The following is a 14,811-nucleotide window of genomic DNA, read 5'->3' as shown; positions in this document are numbered from 1 at the left end:
CGTGCGGGTCGCCTCCGGCGGAGGTTTTGGCCGCTTCGCGGTGTGCGGCCTCCCCAAGATCCCCCGCGCCGGGGTCCCCGCAACAAGCCGACCGCCGCGCGGCACGGGGGAGTGTGTCGCGAGGCGGTCGGGGTCTCGTGTGGGGACGGGAGCGCGGTGGGGGTCTCGTGGGGGACGGGAGTGCGGTGGGGGGGCGGTTACGCCGCTCGTACGTCGCGTTCCGCCAGGCCGTGCGGGCACGGGCGGGGAGCCGGTGCGCGGCGGCGCAGGACGCGCGGGAGGGCGAGGTTGACGAAGCCCTCGGCCTGCATCGCGGCGAGGCCGATGCGGGGGAGGTCGCGGGAGGAGCGGTAGACGACGAAGCGGGGCTCCCAGTCGGGGCGGAACTTCGCGTTGAACTTGTAGAGCGACTCGATCTGGAACCAGCGGGAGAGGAACACCAGCAGGCCGCGCCAGGCGCGCAGGACGGGGCCGGCGCCGATCTTCTCGCCGCGGGCCAGGGCCGAGCGGAACATCGCGAAGTTCAGGGAGACGCGGGTGATGCCCAGGCGGGGGGCCGCCTGGAGGGCCGCCACGATGAGGAGTTCGTTCATGCCGGGGTCCGCCGAGCGGTCGCGGCGCATGAGGTCCAGGGAGACCCCGTCCGCGCCCCAGGGGACGAAGTGGAGTACGGCCTTCAGGTCGCCGTACGGGCCAGGCTCGGCGTCGGCCTTGTGGGCCGTCGCGATCAGACAGTCCCCGTCGGCCGGGTCGCCGATGCGGCCGAGCGCCATGGAGAAGCCGCGCTCGGTGTCCGTGCCGCGCCAGTCCTCCGCAGCGCGCCGGATCCGGTCCAGCTCGCCCTCGCTCAGGTCACGGATGCGCCGTACGCGGGTCTCGTAACCGGCTCGCTCGATGCGCTTCACCATCTGGCGTACGTTCCGCATCGCGCGTCCGGCCAGGGAGAAATCCGCGACGTTCACCACCGCCTCGTCGCCCAGTTCGAGGGCGTCGAGGCCGGTCTCGCGGGTCCATACCTCGCCGCCCGTCTCGGAGCAGCCCATGACGGCGGGCGTCCAGGAGTGGGCCTTCGCCTCGTCCATGAAGCGCTCGATCGCGCCGGGCCAGGCCTCGACGTCGCCGATCGGGTCGCCGCTGGCGAGCATCACTCCGGAGACGACGCGGTACGTCACCGCCGCCTTGCCGCTCGGCGAGAAGACGACCGCCTTGTCGCGGCGGAGCGCGAAGTGGCCGAGCGAGTCGCGGCCGCCGTGCTTCTCCAGGAGGGCGCGCAGACGGGCCTCGTCGTCCTCCGTCAGGCGTGCGGCCGGGTGTTCGGGCCGGAAGGCCAGGTAGATCGTGGTGATGGCGGTCAGCAGGCCGAGCGCGCCGAGGGAGAAAGCCACCGTCCAGGACGTGTTGCCCTGGTAGTCGACCGGACCCTCGAAGCCGAACAGGCCGTACAGAACGTGGCTGATGCGGTCCGCGACGCTCGGATCGCCGACCAGGCGGTTCGGGTGGACGCTGACGATGACCAGGCCGAGAACGAGTGAACCGGCGCCCATGAGGACGAAGTTGGCGAGCGCGCGCCAGCGGCTGCGCGGGTCGGGCAGCGCCGCGAACTCGTCGCGATGGCGCAGCAGCGGGGCGAGCAGCGCCAGCGAGATGAGGACGCCGATGAGTGAGTGCCGGTACGTGAACTGAGCGAGGGCACCGGCCGGCAGCAGCAGCACGGCGGCCCGCCACGCCCTCCGCTTGCGCCGGCGCAACCCATGGGCGAGAAGCAGCAGCAGGACGCCCGCGCTGAGCGACAGAGCGGCGGCGAACGGGCCGAACGCGCCCGGCAGCACCTCCGCGAGCGTGTGCATACGGCTGTGGCGGAAGCGCGGGAAGACGCCCGCGGCGATGTCCAGGAGTCCTACGAGCGTGCAGGCCCTGGCGACCAGGGCGGGGACGGCCTCGGGGCGCGGACCGCGGAGTACGCCCCGCAGTCGGCCCGTTCGAGCCGGAACCTCGCCCGACATTTCCCCATCTATCCTGACAGACATCGCATCCCGTAGTTCTGCGAGAGACCTTGAATCCGGTGCCAATCCGGCATCCGGCGACATTGCGCCCTCTAGGACGGTGTCTTGGGGAGTCAGGTTCACTCCCCTTCGGAAAACCGTTTCAAAGGGCAAGGAAAGACCGGGGCAAGTCGCCGTGACGGAAACGGCGTCGGAGACCGGCCGGAAAGCGCAGGCAGGAACAGCCCATGGGTCTCACGAGCAACAAGGTGCTGGCATTCGCGGTCCTCTTCGCGGTGCTGCTGTTCGTCGGCACGGTGTGGATGTGGCCGCGGCTCGCACGCCGCAACTGGCGTGCCGTGTCGGGGCGGATCGGTCTGCTGCTGGCCACCCAGGTCATGCTCTTCGCGTCGGTCGGCCTCGCCGCCAACCAGGCGTTCGGGTTCTACGCCAGCTGGGCCGACCTCTTCGGCCAGGAGTCGGGCCAGGGCGTCGTGGTCGACCACGACGCCGGCGGCACGGCCGGACCGCTCCAGGTGGTCGACACCCGGCAGGTGGACGTCTCCGGTGGTACGCGGCCGCAGATCGGCGGCCAGATCCAGAAGGTCGACATCGTGGGCCGGCAGACCCACATCGCGACTCCCGCGTATGTCTATCTGCCGCCGGAGTACTTCCTGCCGCAGTACCGCACCCGCACCTTCCCGGCCGCCGTCGTGCTCACCGGCTATCCGGGCACCGCCGAGGCGCTGATCAAGGGCCTGCACTACCCGCAGACCGCCCACAGGCTCGCCAGGAACGGCAGGATGCAGCCGATGATCCTGGTCATGATGCGGCCGACCGTGGCGCCGCCGCGCGACACGGAGTGCGTGGACATCCCCGGCGGGCCGCAGACCGAGTCGTTCTTCGCCAAGGACCTGCCCGACGCCGTGTCGCACCACTACAGGGTGGGCAGAAAACCCGGGAGCTGGGGCATCATCGGCGACTCCACCGGCGGCTACTGCGCGCTGAAGCTCGCGGTCCACCACCCGGAGACGTACGCCGCCGGAGCGGGCCTGTCCCCCTACTACAGGGCGCCGATCGACCCGACGACGGGCGATCTCTTCCACGGGGACAAGGAGTTGAAGAACAGCGCCGACCTGATGTGGTACCTGAAACACCGGCCCGCGCCCGACACGTCGCTGCTGGTCAGCAGCAGCAAGCACGGGGAGAGCAACTACCGGGAGACGCTGCGGTTCATCGACCTGGTGAAGGCGAAGCAGCCGACGCGGATCTCGTCGATCATCCTCGACAGCGGCGGACACAACTTCAACACCTGGCGGCGCGAGATCCCGGCGACCCTGCAATGGATCAGCGGGCGGCTGAGCGACCGCTGACGGTCTCTCCGAAGGGCGTTCAGGGGGCTCCGGGGGCTCCGGGTGTTCAGCGGCACTCGTGGCCTCATCGGCCGCTCACGATCGCGTCCAGGGTCTCCGACTCCACCGATGTCGACGCCACAGTCGCGGCGCTCGAAAGGTGGCCGAGTCCAAGGGACTGAAGGTGCTGTCGGCCGGGCGGTCGACCAGAACGCGTTCGCGGTGAGCACCGAATTTGCCGAGGAGCACAATCTCGAGACCCTTTCGGATCTCGGGAAGTCGGGCGTCAAGGTCAGGATCGCGGCCGGTGACGAATGCGGGGAGCGGCCCTTCTGCGCGGTCAAGAACGGCACCGGCCAATTGGTGCTGACGACCACCACCGACGCGACGCCGGAGAACTTCGCCCTCGTGCTCGTGGCGGACGCAAGAAGCGCTCGTGGAACTGAATCGGCAGGTCGACGCCGAGCGGAAGAAGGAAGCGGATGTGGCGAAGGCGTATCTGGAGGAGAAAGGGTTGATCGAGAAGTAGCGGTCGGCGGCAGGCCGGTGATCCTGAATCGGCCGGATGACGCGTGGCCGATGCGGGGCCGATGACGGGGCGAAGTGGTGGCCGGTGACAGGTCGGAGTGGTGGTCGGGGAGAGGCCGGTGCGGGGATTGTTCGGTGATGGGACGGCGAGAAGGTTTCGGTGTGGCTGAGTTTTTGCCGGGTGGGGCACCACGATTCGCCTACGCGCGGTAAGTTTCTGGCCATGCCACGAGGACGTCACCGCCATTCCCCACCTCTGCACCGGCTGCTGCCCCCCTCGGCGATCGCAGGCGTCTCCGCCGTCTGCGCCGCCGGGCCATGGCTGTTCTCCGAACCGTTGGTGCTCCGCGGGCTGGCCGCGGGTGCCGCGTTGACGGCTGTCGTGGGCGCGGTCGTCATGCGCCGCTGGGACTCCGCGGCGGGCAAGCGCGTCGCCGACCTCACGCGCGCGCGTGCGAGCGACGAGTGGCGTCACGAGGAACGAGTCGCCGAGCTCGAGACCGACCTCGACGAGTCGCGCGAGCTGCGCACCAAGCTGGAGCACAAACTCCGCGCGAAGCGGGCCGAGTTGCAGGGGCTGCGCAACGAACACGCCGCGCTGCTGCGGCGGTACGCGACGGCGGAGACCGAGCGGGCCACCGCACTGGAGGGCCGTCGGCTCCTCGCGATAGAGGCGACGGCTCCGGCCCCTGCGTTGCCCGCGGCGGCTTCGGCGGCGCCGGGCGACGAGGAGACGGCCCCTGCCGGATCCGCCGGCGCGGCGCCCGAGGCAGCGGTTCCGGAAGCGACCGCGGCGACGGTCCAGGCCGCCCTCGCGGCGTCTGCGGCGGCCTCGGTCGTTCTCTACGTGAAGGCCAACGCGGCGCTGGACAGGCTCGCGGGTGCCGGTGCCGCCGGCGTGGTCGAGGACGAGTCGGCTGCGGACGCGTCCGAGGACGGTGCGCCTGCGGAGGGCGTGTCGGCGGAGGAAAGCGGTCCGGTGACGGACGGCTCTGCGACGGACGGCTCTGCGACGGACGGCTCTGTGACGGTCGACGCCGACGCCGGGGCTGTCGACGCGGAGGTTGCCGACCCCGAGGCGGCCGACTCCGCGTCCGCCGAGGACGGTCCGGCGCAGGACGCCAAGGACGCCAAGGACGCCAAGGACGATGGGGCGACGGACGGGCTCGTACAGGACGGCCCCGTGGAGGACGGTCCGGTGCAGGACGGTCCGGTCGCGGGTGGCTCCGCGTCGAGCGGCGCGTCCGCGAAGGGCGGTTCCGTCAAGCGGACCGCCGCGAAGGGCGGTGCCCGGAAGGGTTCGCCCTCGCCGGGAGGCCCCGGCAAGGGAGCGCCCCGGCCGGGCGGTTCCCCGAAGGGCGCGTCCGCGGCGGGCGGGACCGTGACGGGTGCCCCCGCGAAGGGTGAAGCCGGGCAGGAGGGCGAGACGCGGGGGAAGCCCGAGGCGGTCGGCGGGCATGAGCGCACGGCCGCCGCGACCGCACCGATATCCGCACAGCCTTCCGAGACCGCGCAGCCTTCCGAGACCGGGCGGCCGCACGCGCAGGCCACCGCGACCGACGTGATGCCTACGCCCACGCAGTCCACCGCGACCCACGCCCCGCCCGCGCCCGAGGCACCGGCCACCTCGCACGCGCCGACGACGCCCACGACCACCCCGGCGCCCCCGCAGGGCACGGCCCTCGCGCGGCCCACCCCGGCGGAAGTGGCCCGCGTACAGCAGCGGCCCGCGCCCGGAGCGACGACTCTCCCCCAGCCTTCGGCCGGGGGGACCCCCACCCCAACGAGCGCGGCCGCACTCACGCCCGCCGCGAGGCCCCCGCAGTCCTCCGGGCACTACACCGTGCCCACGGCCGTGGCGGTCGTACCGGCCTCGCCCGCACGGCGCCCCTCCGTGGAGGGCGGCTTCGACTTCTTCGGCACGCAGAAGGGCGCGGAGGCGCTGGAGGCCGTACAGAACGAGGACCTCGCCGACGTGGTGGGCCAAGAGGCGCTCGAGGTCCACAAGGCCGAGGCCGAGGCCGAGTTCAAGCCCGCGAGCGACGAGTCCCGCGGTATCGGCCAGGTCATCGACCTGACCGCGCACGACGAGACGGAGCAGATCGACGTGGCGGAACTGCGGAGCGCGGTTTCCTAGCGTTCACAGTCGTACGTATCCGCAGTCGTACGTATCCGCAGTCGTACGCACCTGAGGGCAGTGGCAACCCGCCACTGCCCTCACGCCGTTCAGGTTTCCCGCAAGCCGTTCAGGCCATCCACCGGTCCGGCCGCGCCTCCCGCCGCCCCGTACGCGACCGGTCCGCCTGCCCGTACAGCAGCTCCGCCGCCTCCGAGGCGTCCCGCAGCCGGGCCGTCACGGTCTTGTTGGCCCCGGTGTCGACGCGGACGTCGGCCAGCCCTCTGAAGCGCTGCCACGGCCCCTGCTCCAGCCGCACGCTCTGCACCTTGGCGTGCGGCACGAGCGCGATGCTGCGGCGCAGCAGCCCGTGCCGGGCCACGAAGACGGTGTCGGTCACGGCGAGCCCGTAACCCCGCCACCAGAACGGCACGCACCAACCCGCCCGGCGCGGTGGCCGCGCCAGCGAGGCCGGCACGGTCACCCCGGGCAGTACCCGCGCGATCACCGATTCGGCGACCTCGCGCGGAGCGACCGGCAGGAGCACGGAGTTGGAAGACCCGGCCACGTCCAGCTCGACGCGGACCCACCCGCGCCGCCGCCAGAGCAGCGGCTCGACGATGCGTACGGTCTGCACACGCCCGGGCGGCACGGTCTCGTGCGCGCGGTCGAGCAGTCCGTGGTCGATGCGGAGTCCGTCGGGGGATTCGCCCACGGTCCAGTCGTACTCGCCGACGAACCGCCCCACGCTGCTCGCGCCGGCCGCGCCGAGCAGCGGTAGTGCCGTCGCGAGGACCGTCCACACGCTGTGGGTGGCGAACCACAGCAGCGGTGGTACGACGAGCGCGGCGGCCAGTGTGCCCCAGGTGGCGCCGGTGAGGACCAGCGAGACGGCGAGGACACCGGCCGGCACGTGCAGCAGCCGCCGGACCGGCGCCTCGCCCACCTCGTGCGCCGTCTCGGGGGCGAAACCGGCGGCCCGGGCGAGCAGTTCGGCCCGCAGCACACGGGCCTCCTCCTGGCCCAGATAGGCCAGCTCATCCTTCTTGTCCGTCCCGATGACGTCGAGTTTGAGCTTGGCGACGCCGGCCACGCGGGCCAGCAGCGGTTGCGTGACGTCGACGGCCTGGAGCCGTTCGAGCCGGATGTGCGCGGTACGCCGGAACACCAGGCCCGTACGGATGCGCAGTTCGGTGTCGGTCACCGCGAAGTGCGTGAACCACCAGCTCAGAAAGCCGTAGAGGGCGGCCGCCAGGACGGACAGGGCGAGGGCGGCCAGCAGCGTGGTGGTCGCGACTCGCGTCAGCTGCCGCTGCGCCTGGTCGGGATCGTGCACGGCCCACCCGGCGATCACGGCGACCGGCGCCCACGCGCGGCGCAGCGGCGTCACGGGGTGCAGCCGCCGTTCGTGCAGCGCGGGGGCGCCCTTCCGCACGGCCTGAGGCTCGTCCGATGCGTCCTGAGGTACGCCCTGAGGCTTCTCCGGTACGTCGCGGGTCCCGTCCGGCACGTCCCAGGGTGCGTTCCGTACGTCCTCGGTCTCGTCCCGTACGGCCTGGGGCTCGCCACGTACGCCCTCGGCCTCGTCCCGTACGTCCTCGGGGACGCCCGGCGTCGTCACAGCCCCGCCGATCGGGCCTCGCCGAGCTCCGTGAGCCGGTCGCGCAGCCGTTCCGCCTCGGCCGGGTCGAGCCCCGGTATGCGGGCGTCCGTCGCCGCGGCGGCCGTGTGCAGTTGCACGCTCGCCAGTCCGAAGTGGCGCTCGACGGGACCGGAGGTGACCTCCACGAGCTGCATGCGCCCGTACGGCACGACGGTCTCCTCGCGCCACAGCACACCCCTGCTGATCAGCAGGTCGTCCGAGCGCTCGGCGTACCGCCAGGACCGCCAGTTGCGCCCCAGCATCGACCAGCCCCACAGCAGGACCGCCAGCGGCAGCAGGGCGAAAGCCGCCCAGCCGGGCCCGATGAGCAGGCCGGGCAGCAGGGCCGTACCGATGGTCAGCAGTCCCAGCCACACCACCAGCAACAGTCGTCGCATCCTCAGCAGCCCCGGCGGGAGTCCGATCCACACCGGCTCGCCTTCGGTCCGCCCTGCTGTCTGCCCCGCGTTTTCCGAGGTCCCCGTCTCCATGTCGCAAGCGTACGTACGCGACACTGTTCCCATGACTCCTACGACGGAGACCACGGTCGGTATCGGTGGCGCCGCGGAGAGCACCGACATGGTGCTCAACATCGGGCCCCAGCACCCGTCCACGCACGGTGTGCTGCGGCTGCGGCTAGTCCTCGACGGTGAGCGGATCCAGCACGCGGAGCCGGTGATCGGCTATATGCACCGCGGCGCGGAGAAGCTCTTCGAGGCACGCGACTACCGCCAGATCATCATGCTGGCCAACCGCCACGACTGGCTCTCCGCCTTCTCGAACGAGCTGGGCGTGGTCCTCGGTGTGGAGCGGATGCTCGGCATGGAGGTCCCCGAGCGCGCGGTGTGGACGCGCACGCTGCTCGCTGAGCTGAACCGGGTGCTGAACCACCTGATGTTCCTGGGGTCGTACCCCCTGGAGCTGGGCGGGATCACCCCGATCTTCTACGCCTTCACCGAGCGCGAGGAACTCCAGCACGTCATGGAGGAGGTCTCCGGCGGGCGCATGCACTACATGTTCAACCGGGTCGGGGGCCTCAAGGAGGACCTCCCCGCCGGATGGACCGCCCGGGCACGTGCCTCCGTCGCGGCCCTGCGCTCCCGTATGGACAGGTTCGACGGCCTGGTGCTCGGCAACGAGATCTTCCGCGGCCGTACGAGGGACGTGGGCGTCCTCGCGCCGGAGACCGTGCACGCCTACGGAGTGAGCGGGCCGATCGCGCGCGCCTCCGGAGTCGACTTCGACCTGCGCCGGGACGAGCCGTACCTGGCGTACGGGGACCTTCAGGACACCCTGAAGGTCGTCACGCGCCAGGAGGGCGACTGCCTGGCCCGCTTCGAATGCCTCCTGGAGCAGACCCACATCTCGCTCGACCTCGCCGACGCCTGTCTGGACCGGCTCGCGGAGCTGCCGCCCGGCCCGATCAACCAGCGGCTCCCGAAGGTCCTCAAGGCCCCCGAGGGCCACACGTACGCCTGGACCGAGAACCCCCTCGGCATCAACGGCTACTACCTCGTCAGCAAGGGCGAGAAGACCCCGTACCGGCTGAAGCTGCGCTCGGCCTCGTACAACAACATCCAGGCACTGGTGGAACTGCTGCCAGGGACGCTGGTCGCGGACATGGTGGCGATCCTGGGGTCGCTCTTCTTCGTGGTCGGGGACATCGACAAGTAAGCCCTCATCAAGCCCGCATCAGAACCGCATCAGGACCTCATCAGGACCTCATCCAGGAAACAGGCCTCTACGTAGAGGCCTGTTTCCCGTCGGCCAGCGGGTCCGGAATTCCCACTCCAACCGGCTGCAGCAGCCATCCGAAGTCGCCGAGTCCGCCCTGCGCGGTGAGCTCGGCGGCCTCTCCCGCTCCCGCGAGGGCCCGTACGTAGGCCGTCGGGTCCGTTGAGGCCAGGGCGAGCGACGGCCGCTCACCGCTCACGCCCAGCGCCCGCAGGGCCTCCCGCTGGCTCAGCAGCCGTGCTCCAGGCAGCGCGCACGCGTCCAGCGCCACATGAGCGGTGATGTCACAGGAACCGTCCGGCACGGGCGCCGTCTCCCGGCCCTCCCTGAATCCGGTCAACGTCCCGAAGGGCGGCCGTGCCCCCGCGAGGTGCGCGTAGTCGACCGCGACGGCGAGGCCCCGGTCGAGCGTGGCCACGGCGTCCGCCCAGGCGCTGTCCCTGGGGAGCCCGATCTCGGCGCGGAGGCCTTCGGCGGGGAGCGGGCCGTCGGCGTCCCCCGCGAGCGGCCACCACCGGTCCAGCCACTCGGCCTCGGCCCCCGTCACCGGCTTCCCAAGGGACTCCGTCCCGTCCTCCCGTACGAGGACGAGCCGCGCCACCCCGTCCGCGTCCACCTCGGCCACGTCCACGGGTACGTTGTCGAGCCACTCGTTGGCGAACAGGAGCCCCGTGACGCCCGCAAGGGGATGCGCGAGCCACTCGATCCGGTGATCGAGATCGGTGGGGCGGTCGGCGCGTTCGACCGCGTACCCGCGCGCGCGGGAGGCCACTTCGGTGGGGAGGGACTTCAGGACGCCGGTCACCAGTTCGCCGCGGCCCGCGCCCATGTCGACGAAAGCGAGTTCGGCGGGGCGGCCGAGGGCTTCGTCGACGAGGCAGAGGAGCCGTGCCACGGCCCCGGCGAACAGGGGCGACGCGTGCACCGACGTGCGGAAATGGCCCGCGGGGCCCTCCGGGCGGCGATAGAAACCGGAGGGCCCGTACAGCGCTTCCTCGGTCGCCCCGCGCCACCCGCGCGCCCCGCGTTCCGCCTCACGCATCACTGCGCTCACCACTGCTCCCAACCGCTCTCACCGCGCCAGGCTAAGCGCCAAGTCCAAGAAGGCCTCCACCTTGGGGAGTACGCGCACCCGTTACGGATCGACCCTCCGGTTGACCCCTGCACACTGCACGCTTCCCTACGCTGGGTTACGTGCAGCGCCTCTATGACTTTCTCCGCAGGCACCCGACGTGGGTCGACAGCTTCTGGGCCGTCGTCCTGCTCGGGATCTCAGTCGTGGGCGGAACGGTAGAGCAGGAGGCCACCGGCTCCGACCTCCCGGCCGTCATCGTCCCGATCACCCTGCTGCTCTGCCTGGTGATCGCGCTGCGCAGGCGCATGCCCGAGAAGATGCTGTTGCTGGCCGTCGCCATGGGTGTGGCACAGCTGGCGCTGGACATGCCGGTCGTCCCGGCCGACTTCGCGCTGCTGGTGATCACCTACACCGTCGCCTCGAACGGCACCCGCTGGGCCTCCCGGCTCGCTCTGACCGCCGGCTTGTGCGCGGCGCCCCTGGCCACGCTGCGCTGGCCGAGCGAGAGCGCGGGCCCGTTCGGGAACCTCGCGATAGTGGTCTTCCAGACGGTCCCCTTCGCCCTCGCCTGGGTCCTCGGCGACTCGCTGCGCACCCGCCGCGCGTACTTCGCTCAGCTGGAGGAGCGCGCCGCCCGCCTGGAGAAGGAGCGCGAGGCGCAGGCCAAGGTCGCCGTCGCCGCCGAGCGGGCCCGGATCGCCCGCGAACTGCACGACGTGGTCGCGCACAACGTGTCGGTGATGGTGGTCCAGGCCGACGGCGCCGCGTACGTCCTCGACTCGGCCCCCGACCAGGCCAAGAAGGCCCTGGAGACCATCTCCGGGACGGGCCGGCAGGCCCTCGCCGAGATGCGCCGCCTCCTCGGCGTACTGCGCACCGGCGAACACCAGGAGTCCGGCGAGTACGTGCCGCAGCCCGACGTCGAGCAGCTCGACGACCTCATCGAGCAGTGCCGCACCTCCGGCCTCCCCGTCGACTTCAAGGTCGAGGGCACTCCGCGTCCGCTGCCCAGCGGCGTCGAGCTCACGGCGTACCGCATCGTGCAGGAGGCCCTCACCAACACCCGCAAGCACGGGGGGCCGAACGCGGGCGCGAGCGTGCGCCTGGTGTACTTCGACGACGGCCTCGGCCTGCTCGTCGAGGACGACGGCAAGGGCGCCCCGCACGAGCTGTACGAGGAGGGCGGCGCCGACGGCCGGGGCCACGGCCTGATCGGGATGCGCGAACGCGTCGGTATGGTCGGCGGCACCCTGGACGCGGGACCGCGGCCGGGCGGCGGCTTCCGCATCAGCGCCCTGCTCCCGCTCAAGCCCGCCCATTGACACGTGCACGTTCCACGAACCGACCGGAGGACCTCCCCATGCCGATCCGCGTGATGCTCGTCGACGACCAGGTGCTGCTGCGCACCGGGTTCCGGATGGTGCTCGCCGCCCAGCCGGACATGGAGGTCGTGGCGGAGGCGGGCGACGGCGTGGAGGCCCTCCAGGTGCTGCGCGCGACCGAGGTCGACGTCGTGCTGATGGACGTACGCATGCCGAAGCTGGACGGTGTCGAGACGACCCGCCGCATCTGCTCGGATCCGAACCCGCCGAAGGTACTGATCCTGACCACCTTCGACCTCGACGAGTACGCCTTCTCGGGGCTCAAGGCGGGCGCCTCCGGCTTCATGCTCAAGGACGTGCCCCCCGGCGAGCTCCTCGCCGCGATCCGCTCCGTGCACAGCGGCGACGCGGTGGTCGCGCCCTCCACGACCCGCCGCCTCCTCGACCGGTTCGCGCCGATGCTGCCCAACGCCGGCAAGGAGCCCCAGCACAAGGAGCTGGAGCGGCTCACCGGGCGCGAGCGCGAGGTGATGATCCTCGTCGCGCAGGGACTGTCGAACGGCGAGATCGCGGCCCGGCTCGTCCTCTCCGAGGCGACGGTCAAGACCCACGTCGGCCGCATCCTCACCAAGCTGGGCCTGCGCGACCGCGTCCAGGTCGTCGTCCTCGCGTACGAGACGGGTCTTGTACGGGCCGGGGGGCAGGGCTGATCCGGGCGCGGCCCGGTGCGCGACCGAGCCGGCGGACCGGGCAGGGGCCGGGTCGAGCCGGGTCGAGCCGGACGCGTGACCGGGGCGTGATCGGCGCCCACTAGGGTCTGCGCATGCTTCTGTGGATCAACGGCCCCTTCGGCGGCGGCAAGACACAGACCGCGCACGAGATCCAGCGGCGGCTGCCCGGCAGCGTCATCTGCGACCCCGAACACGCCGGCTTCGGGCTGCGCCGCATGCTGCCGCCCGAACTGCGGGGCGACTTCCAGGACTTGGCGTCCTGGCGGCAGGGCGTGGTCGAAGTGCTCGACCTCACCCTCACCAAGCACGAGGGCGTGGTGATCGCGCCCATGACGGTCACGGACCTCGGCTACTTCGACGAGACCGTCGGGCGGCTGCGCGAAAAGGGCCACGACGTACGCCACTTCACGCTCCTCGCCGAGCGCGAGACCGTCCTGAAGCGGCTGCGCGAGCGCGGCTTCGGCCACCTCCTCCAGTACGTCGCCGGCAAGGACGCCCCCTTGCGCAGGGAGAGTTGGGCCGTGCGGCAGCTCGACGACTGTCTGGAGCGGCTGCGCGAGCCGGAGTTCGCCGAGCACCTGTGGACCGACCACACGACGGTCGCCAAGACCGCCGACCGCATCGCCGTACTGGCCGGGCTGACGCTGGCGCCCAACAAGGACGGGCTCCTGCGGGGGCGGCTGCGGCGGGCGTGGACGAGCGCGAGGCACATTCGGTTCGACTGACGGTTGCGGCAACCGACGACTCACGAGGGCGTACGCTGCGGCGCCCTGCAGCTCCGTCGCCCCGGACGGGCTACCGCAGGATCCCCTCCAGGAAGTCGCTCCCCAGCCGGGCCACCATCGTGACGTCCAGCTGGTGCAGCACGTAACGCCCGCGGCGACGCGTCGTGATCAGGCCCGCCTTCTTCAGGACGGCGACGTGCCGGGATATCTCCGGTGCCGTCATCCCGTGCGTCTGCGCCAGCTCGCTCGTGGTGAACGCGCTGCGGGCCAGACTGCGGCACAGCCGCATCCGCACCGGGTGCGACAGCGCGGTCATCCGCAGGGTCAGCTGCTCGACCGAGGGCGGTGCGACCGGCTGCGGGGAGCCCACCGGGTAGTGCAGGACCGGCTGCCAGCCGTACCGGTGCAGGACCATGAGATGGGGCCAGCCGAGGCTCGTCGGCACGAGCAGGAGGCCGCCCGAGGCCGTGGTGCGGCCCTGGCCCATCTTGTCGACGGTGATCCTTCCCTCGGCCTCGTCGAGCACCACCGCGGGTGACACCGAAGCCAGCGCCTCGGCCAGTCCCTTGTGTCTGAGCAGCTCCGTCTTGTGACGGGCGTCGGCCGCGAGCTGGTGGCGCAGCCGGGACCAGGTCTCGGCGAAGAAGGCCTCGTCGCAGTCCTCCAGGAACTGCCGCAGCCAGGCCCGGATCCTCGGCGGGTCGTCCAGCAGCCGCGTCGTGAACCGCACCTGCCGGGGGCCCCGCGCGGCGGCCAGCTCCAGGGCGCGCCGCCGCGCCTCGGTGTCGCCCAGCGCTCCGGCGCCCTGGGCGTCGTACGGGAGCGCGCAGGTGAACTCCAGTGCCGCGTCCACGAACTGCTCGTCCGTCAGCTTGTCCAGCAGGTCCAGCTCCTCGGCGAAGCTGGCGCCCGGGAGCGTGGCCCCGCCCGGTATCCCCGCATACGGCAGGAACAGGTCCGAGAACGTCGTCCGCCACAGGAAGTCGGCCTCGCACATCCGGTCGGCCAGATGCGGGTCGAGCCGGGCGGTCACCCCCGTCGCCCAGCCCTGCAGCCCGGGGTGGTGCCCCGGCTCGGCCAGCGCGTGCAGCGCCATGCCGAGCTCGGCCAGGGGCGAGGGCACGACGGCGATCCTCTCCCGCCGCAGTCCCGAAATGTCGATGCTCAGGCTCATGACCTCATGGTGCACTCCGCCACTGACAACGCGGCCGCCGATTGACAGCCGCTGTCAATCGACGCGACGGCCCGGCGGGGCGCACGCAAGGTGGGATCACCGGGGCCCCGGAGAAGCCGCTGACAGGCAGGGGGCGGGGCCCACGGAAACGTCGGGACCGACTCCGGTTCCGGAACTCGTCCGTTCCCGTCCCGAAGAGGCGATCCGCCATGAGCATCACCCAGCAGTACCTCCTCGACACCTACCGCGCCCGGCAGCACGGCGACCCCACCCCGCCCGCGCCCGGCGCCCACGACTGGCAGGCCATGCGCGAGCTGTGCGACTACCGCCGGTCCCGCGCGGTCCTGGCCGGACGCCCGGCCCGCGGACGGATACGGGCGGCGCTGGCCCGGCTGTTCCGCAGACCAGGCTGACCCGGCTGAACAGGTTG

Annotated in this window: 12 protein-coding genes and 1 pseudogene; 8 read left to right on the top strand and 5 right to left on the bottom strand. The window is 71.8% G+C overall.

Annotated features, from left to right (window positions below):
• Positions 1-197 precede the first annotated feature (197 nt).
• A complete protein-coding gene (locus GAS53_RS13050) occupies positions 198-2,003 on the bottom strand; it encodes a phosphatidylglycerol lysyltransferase domain-containing protein (protein WP_151477689.1) in 1,806 nt (601 codons plus the stop codon).
• Positions 2,004-2,230: 227 nt separating this feature from the next.
• On the opposite strand from GAS53_RS13050, the gene GAS53_RS13045 reads away from it, so the two are divergent.
• From GAS53_RS13045 to GAS53_RS57990, 3 genes and pseudogenes are all read left to right on the top strand, one after another.
• Positions 2,231-3,355 (top strand): alpha/beta hydrolase, encoded by a 1,125-nt coding sequence (locus GAS53_RS13045; protein WP_151477688.1) that lies wholly within the window; start codon positions 2,231-2,233, stop codon positions 3,353-3,355.
• A 101-nt stretch (positions 3,356-3,456) separates the two neighbouring features.
• Positions 3,457-3,863: pseudogene (locus GAS53_RS13040) on the top strand (glycine betaine ABC transporter substrate-binding protein); the annotation flags it as partial.
• 222 nt (positions 3,864-4,085) lie between these two features.
• Complete coding sequence (locus GAS53_RS57990) at positions 4,086-5,999, top strand: cell division protein ZapB (RefSeq protein WP_318722151.1); 1,914 nt, start codon at positions 4,086-4,088, stop codon at positions 5,997-5,999.
• A gap of 109 nt (positions 6,000-6,108) precedes the next feature.
• Here the strand turns inward: GAS53_RS57990 and GAS53_RS13025 are convergent, their stop codons facing one another.
• Positions 6,109-7,413, bottom strand: coding sequence for a PH domain-containing protein (locus tag GAS53_RS13025; RefSeq protein ID WP_225858904.1), 1,305 nt, complete (start codon positions 7,411-7,413; stop codon positions 6,109-6,111).
• Positions 7,414-7,595: 182 nt separating this feature from the next.
• The gene (locus GAS53_RS13020) at positions 7,596-8,111 is read right to left on the bottom strand and encodes a PH domain-containing protein (protein ID WP_151477687.1); all 516 of its coding nucleotides are present in this window, start codon (positions 8,109-8,111) and stop codon (positions 7,596-7,598) included.
• A gap of 31 nt (positions 8,112-8,142) precedes the next feature.
• Between GAS53_RS13020 and GAS53_RS13015 the strand changes: the two genes are divergently transcribed.
• Complete coding sequence (locus GAS53_RS13015; RefSeq protein WP_151477686.1) at positions 8,143-9,294, top strand: NADH-quinone oxidoreductase subunit D; 1,152 nt, start codon at positions 8,143-8,145, stop codon at positions 9,292-9,294.
• A gap of 67 nt (positions 9,295-9,361) precedes the next feature.
• Here GAS53_RS13015 and GAS53_RS13010 read toward each other — a convergent pair whose 3' ends face one another.
• Complete coding sequence (locus tag GAS53_RS13010; protein ID WP_151477809.1) at positions 9,362-10,396, bottom strand: SAM-dependent methyltransferase; 1,035 nt, start codon at positions 10,394-10,396, stop codon at positions 9,362-9,364.
• Positions 10,397-10,548: 152 nt separating this feature from the next.
• On the opposite strand from GAS53_RS13010, the gene GAS53_RS13005 reads away from it, so the two are divergent.
• The 3 genes from GAS53_RS13005 to GAS53_RS12995 all read left to right on the top strand — a co-directional run bounded on the left by GAS53_RS13005 (position 10,549) and on the right by GAS53_RS12995 (position 13,207).
• Positions 10,549-11,751: a sensor histidine kinase gene (locus tag GAS53_RS13005; RefSeq protein WP_151477685.1), complete on the top strand. Its 1,203-nt coding sequence runs from the start codon at positions 10,549-10,551 to the stop codon at positions 11,749-11,751.
• Positions 11,752-11,789: 38 nt separating this feature from the next.
• Positions 11,790-12,461 (top strand): response regulator transcription factor, encoded by a 672-nt coding sequence (locus GAS53_RS13000; protein WP_151477684.1) that lies wholly within the window; start codon positions 11,790-11,792, stop codon positions 12,459-12,461.
• Positions 12,462-12,574: 113 nt separating this feature from the next.
• Positions 12,575-13,207 (top strand): AAA family ATPase, encoded by a 633-nt coding sequence (locus tag GAS53_RS12995; RefSeq protein ID WP_151477683.1) that lies wholly within the window; start codon positions 12,575-12,577, stop codon positions 13,205-13,207.
• A 70-nt stretch (positions 13,208-13,277) separates the two neighbouring features.
• Here GAS53_RS12995 and GAS53_RS12990 read toward each other — a convergent pair whose 3' ends face one another.
• Complete coding sequence (locus tag GAS53_RS12990) at positions 13,278-14,381, bottom strand: DUF5937 family protein (protein WP_151477682.1); 1,104 nt, start codon at positions 14,379-14,381, stop codon at positions 13,278-13,280.
• 209 nt (positions 14,382-14,590) lie between these two features.
• On the opposite strand from GAS53_RS12990, the gene GAS53_RS12980 reads away from it, so the two are divergent.
• Positions 14,591-14,794: a hypothetical protein gene (locus tag GAS53_RS12980; RefSeq protein WP_151477681.1), complete on the top strand. Its 204-nt coding sequence runs from the start codon at positions 14,591-14,593 to the stop codon at positions 14,792-14,794.
• The last annotated feature ends 17 nt before the right edge of the window (positions 14,795-14,811 follow it).

Origin of the sequence: Streptomyces albicerus, from assembly GCF_008905045.1 — a bacterium.
In the GTDB taxonomy this organism is placed as follows: domain Bacteria; phylum Actinomycetota; class Actinomycetes; order Streptomycetales; family Streptomycetaceae; genus Streptomyces; species Streptomyces albicerus.
The sequence above is the reverse complement of the archived record's forward strand: the minus strand, read 5'-3'. Positions and strand labels throughout refer to the sequence as shown.

What these genes read in the sequence shown, in the direction of transcription:
- GAS53_RS12995 (WP_151477683.1), top strand. Translation starts at nt 12,575, where the DNA reads ATGCTTCTGTGGATCAACGGCCCCTTCGGCGGCGGCAAGACACAGACC.
- GAS53_RS12990 (WP_151477682.1), bottom strand. Translation starts at nt 14,381, where the DNA reads ATGAGCCTGAGCATCGACATTTCGGGACTGCGGCGGGAGAGGATCGCC.
- GAS53_RS13045 (WP_151477688.1), top strand. Translation starts at nt 2,231, where the DNA reads ATGGGTCTCACGAGCAACAAGGTGCTGGCATTCGCGGTCCTCTTCGCG.
- GAS53_RS13000 (WP_151477684.1), top strand. Translation starts at nt 11,790, where the DNA reads ATGCCGATCCGCGTGATGCTCGTCGACGACCAGGTGCTGCTGCGCACC.
- GAS53_RS13010 (WP_151477809.1), bottom strand. Translation starts at nt 10,396, where the DNA reads ATGCGTGAGGCGGAACGCGGGGCGCGCGGGTGGCGCGGGGCGACCGAG.
- GAS53_RS13015 (WP_151477686.1), top strand. Translation starts at nt 8,143, where the DNA reads ATGACTCCTACGACGGAGACCACGGTCGGTATCGGTGGCGCCGCGGAG.
- GAS53_RS13050 (WP_151477689.1), bottom strand. Translation starts at nt 2,003, where the DNA reads ATGTCGGGCGAGGTTCCGGCTCGAACGGGCCGACTGCGGGGCGTACTC.
- GAS53_RS57990 (WP_318722151.1), top strand. Translation starts at nt 4,086, where the DNA reads ATGCCACGAGGACGTCACCGCCATTCCCCACCTCTGCACCGGCTGCTG.
- GAS53_RS13020 (WP_151477687.1), bottom strand. Translation starts at nt 8,111, where the DNA reads ATGGAGACGGGGACCTCGGAAAACGCGGGGCAGACAGCAGGGCGGACC.
- GAS53_RS12980 (WP_151477681.1), top strand. Translation starts at nt 14,591, where the DNA reads ATGAGCATCACCCAGCAGTACCTCCTCGACACCTACCGCGCCCGGCAG.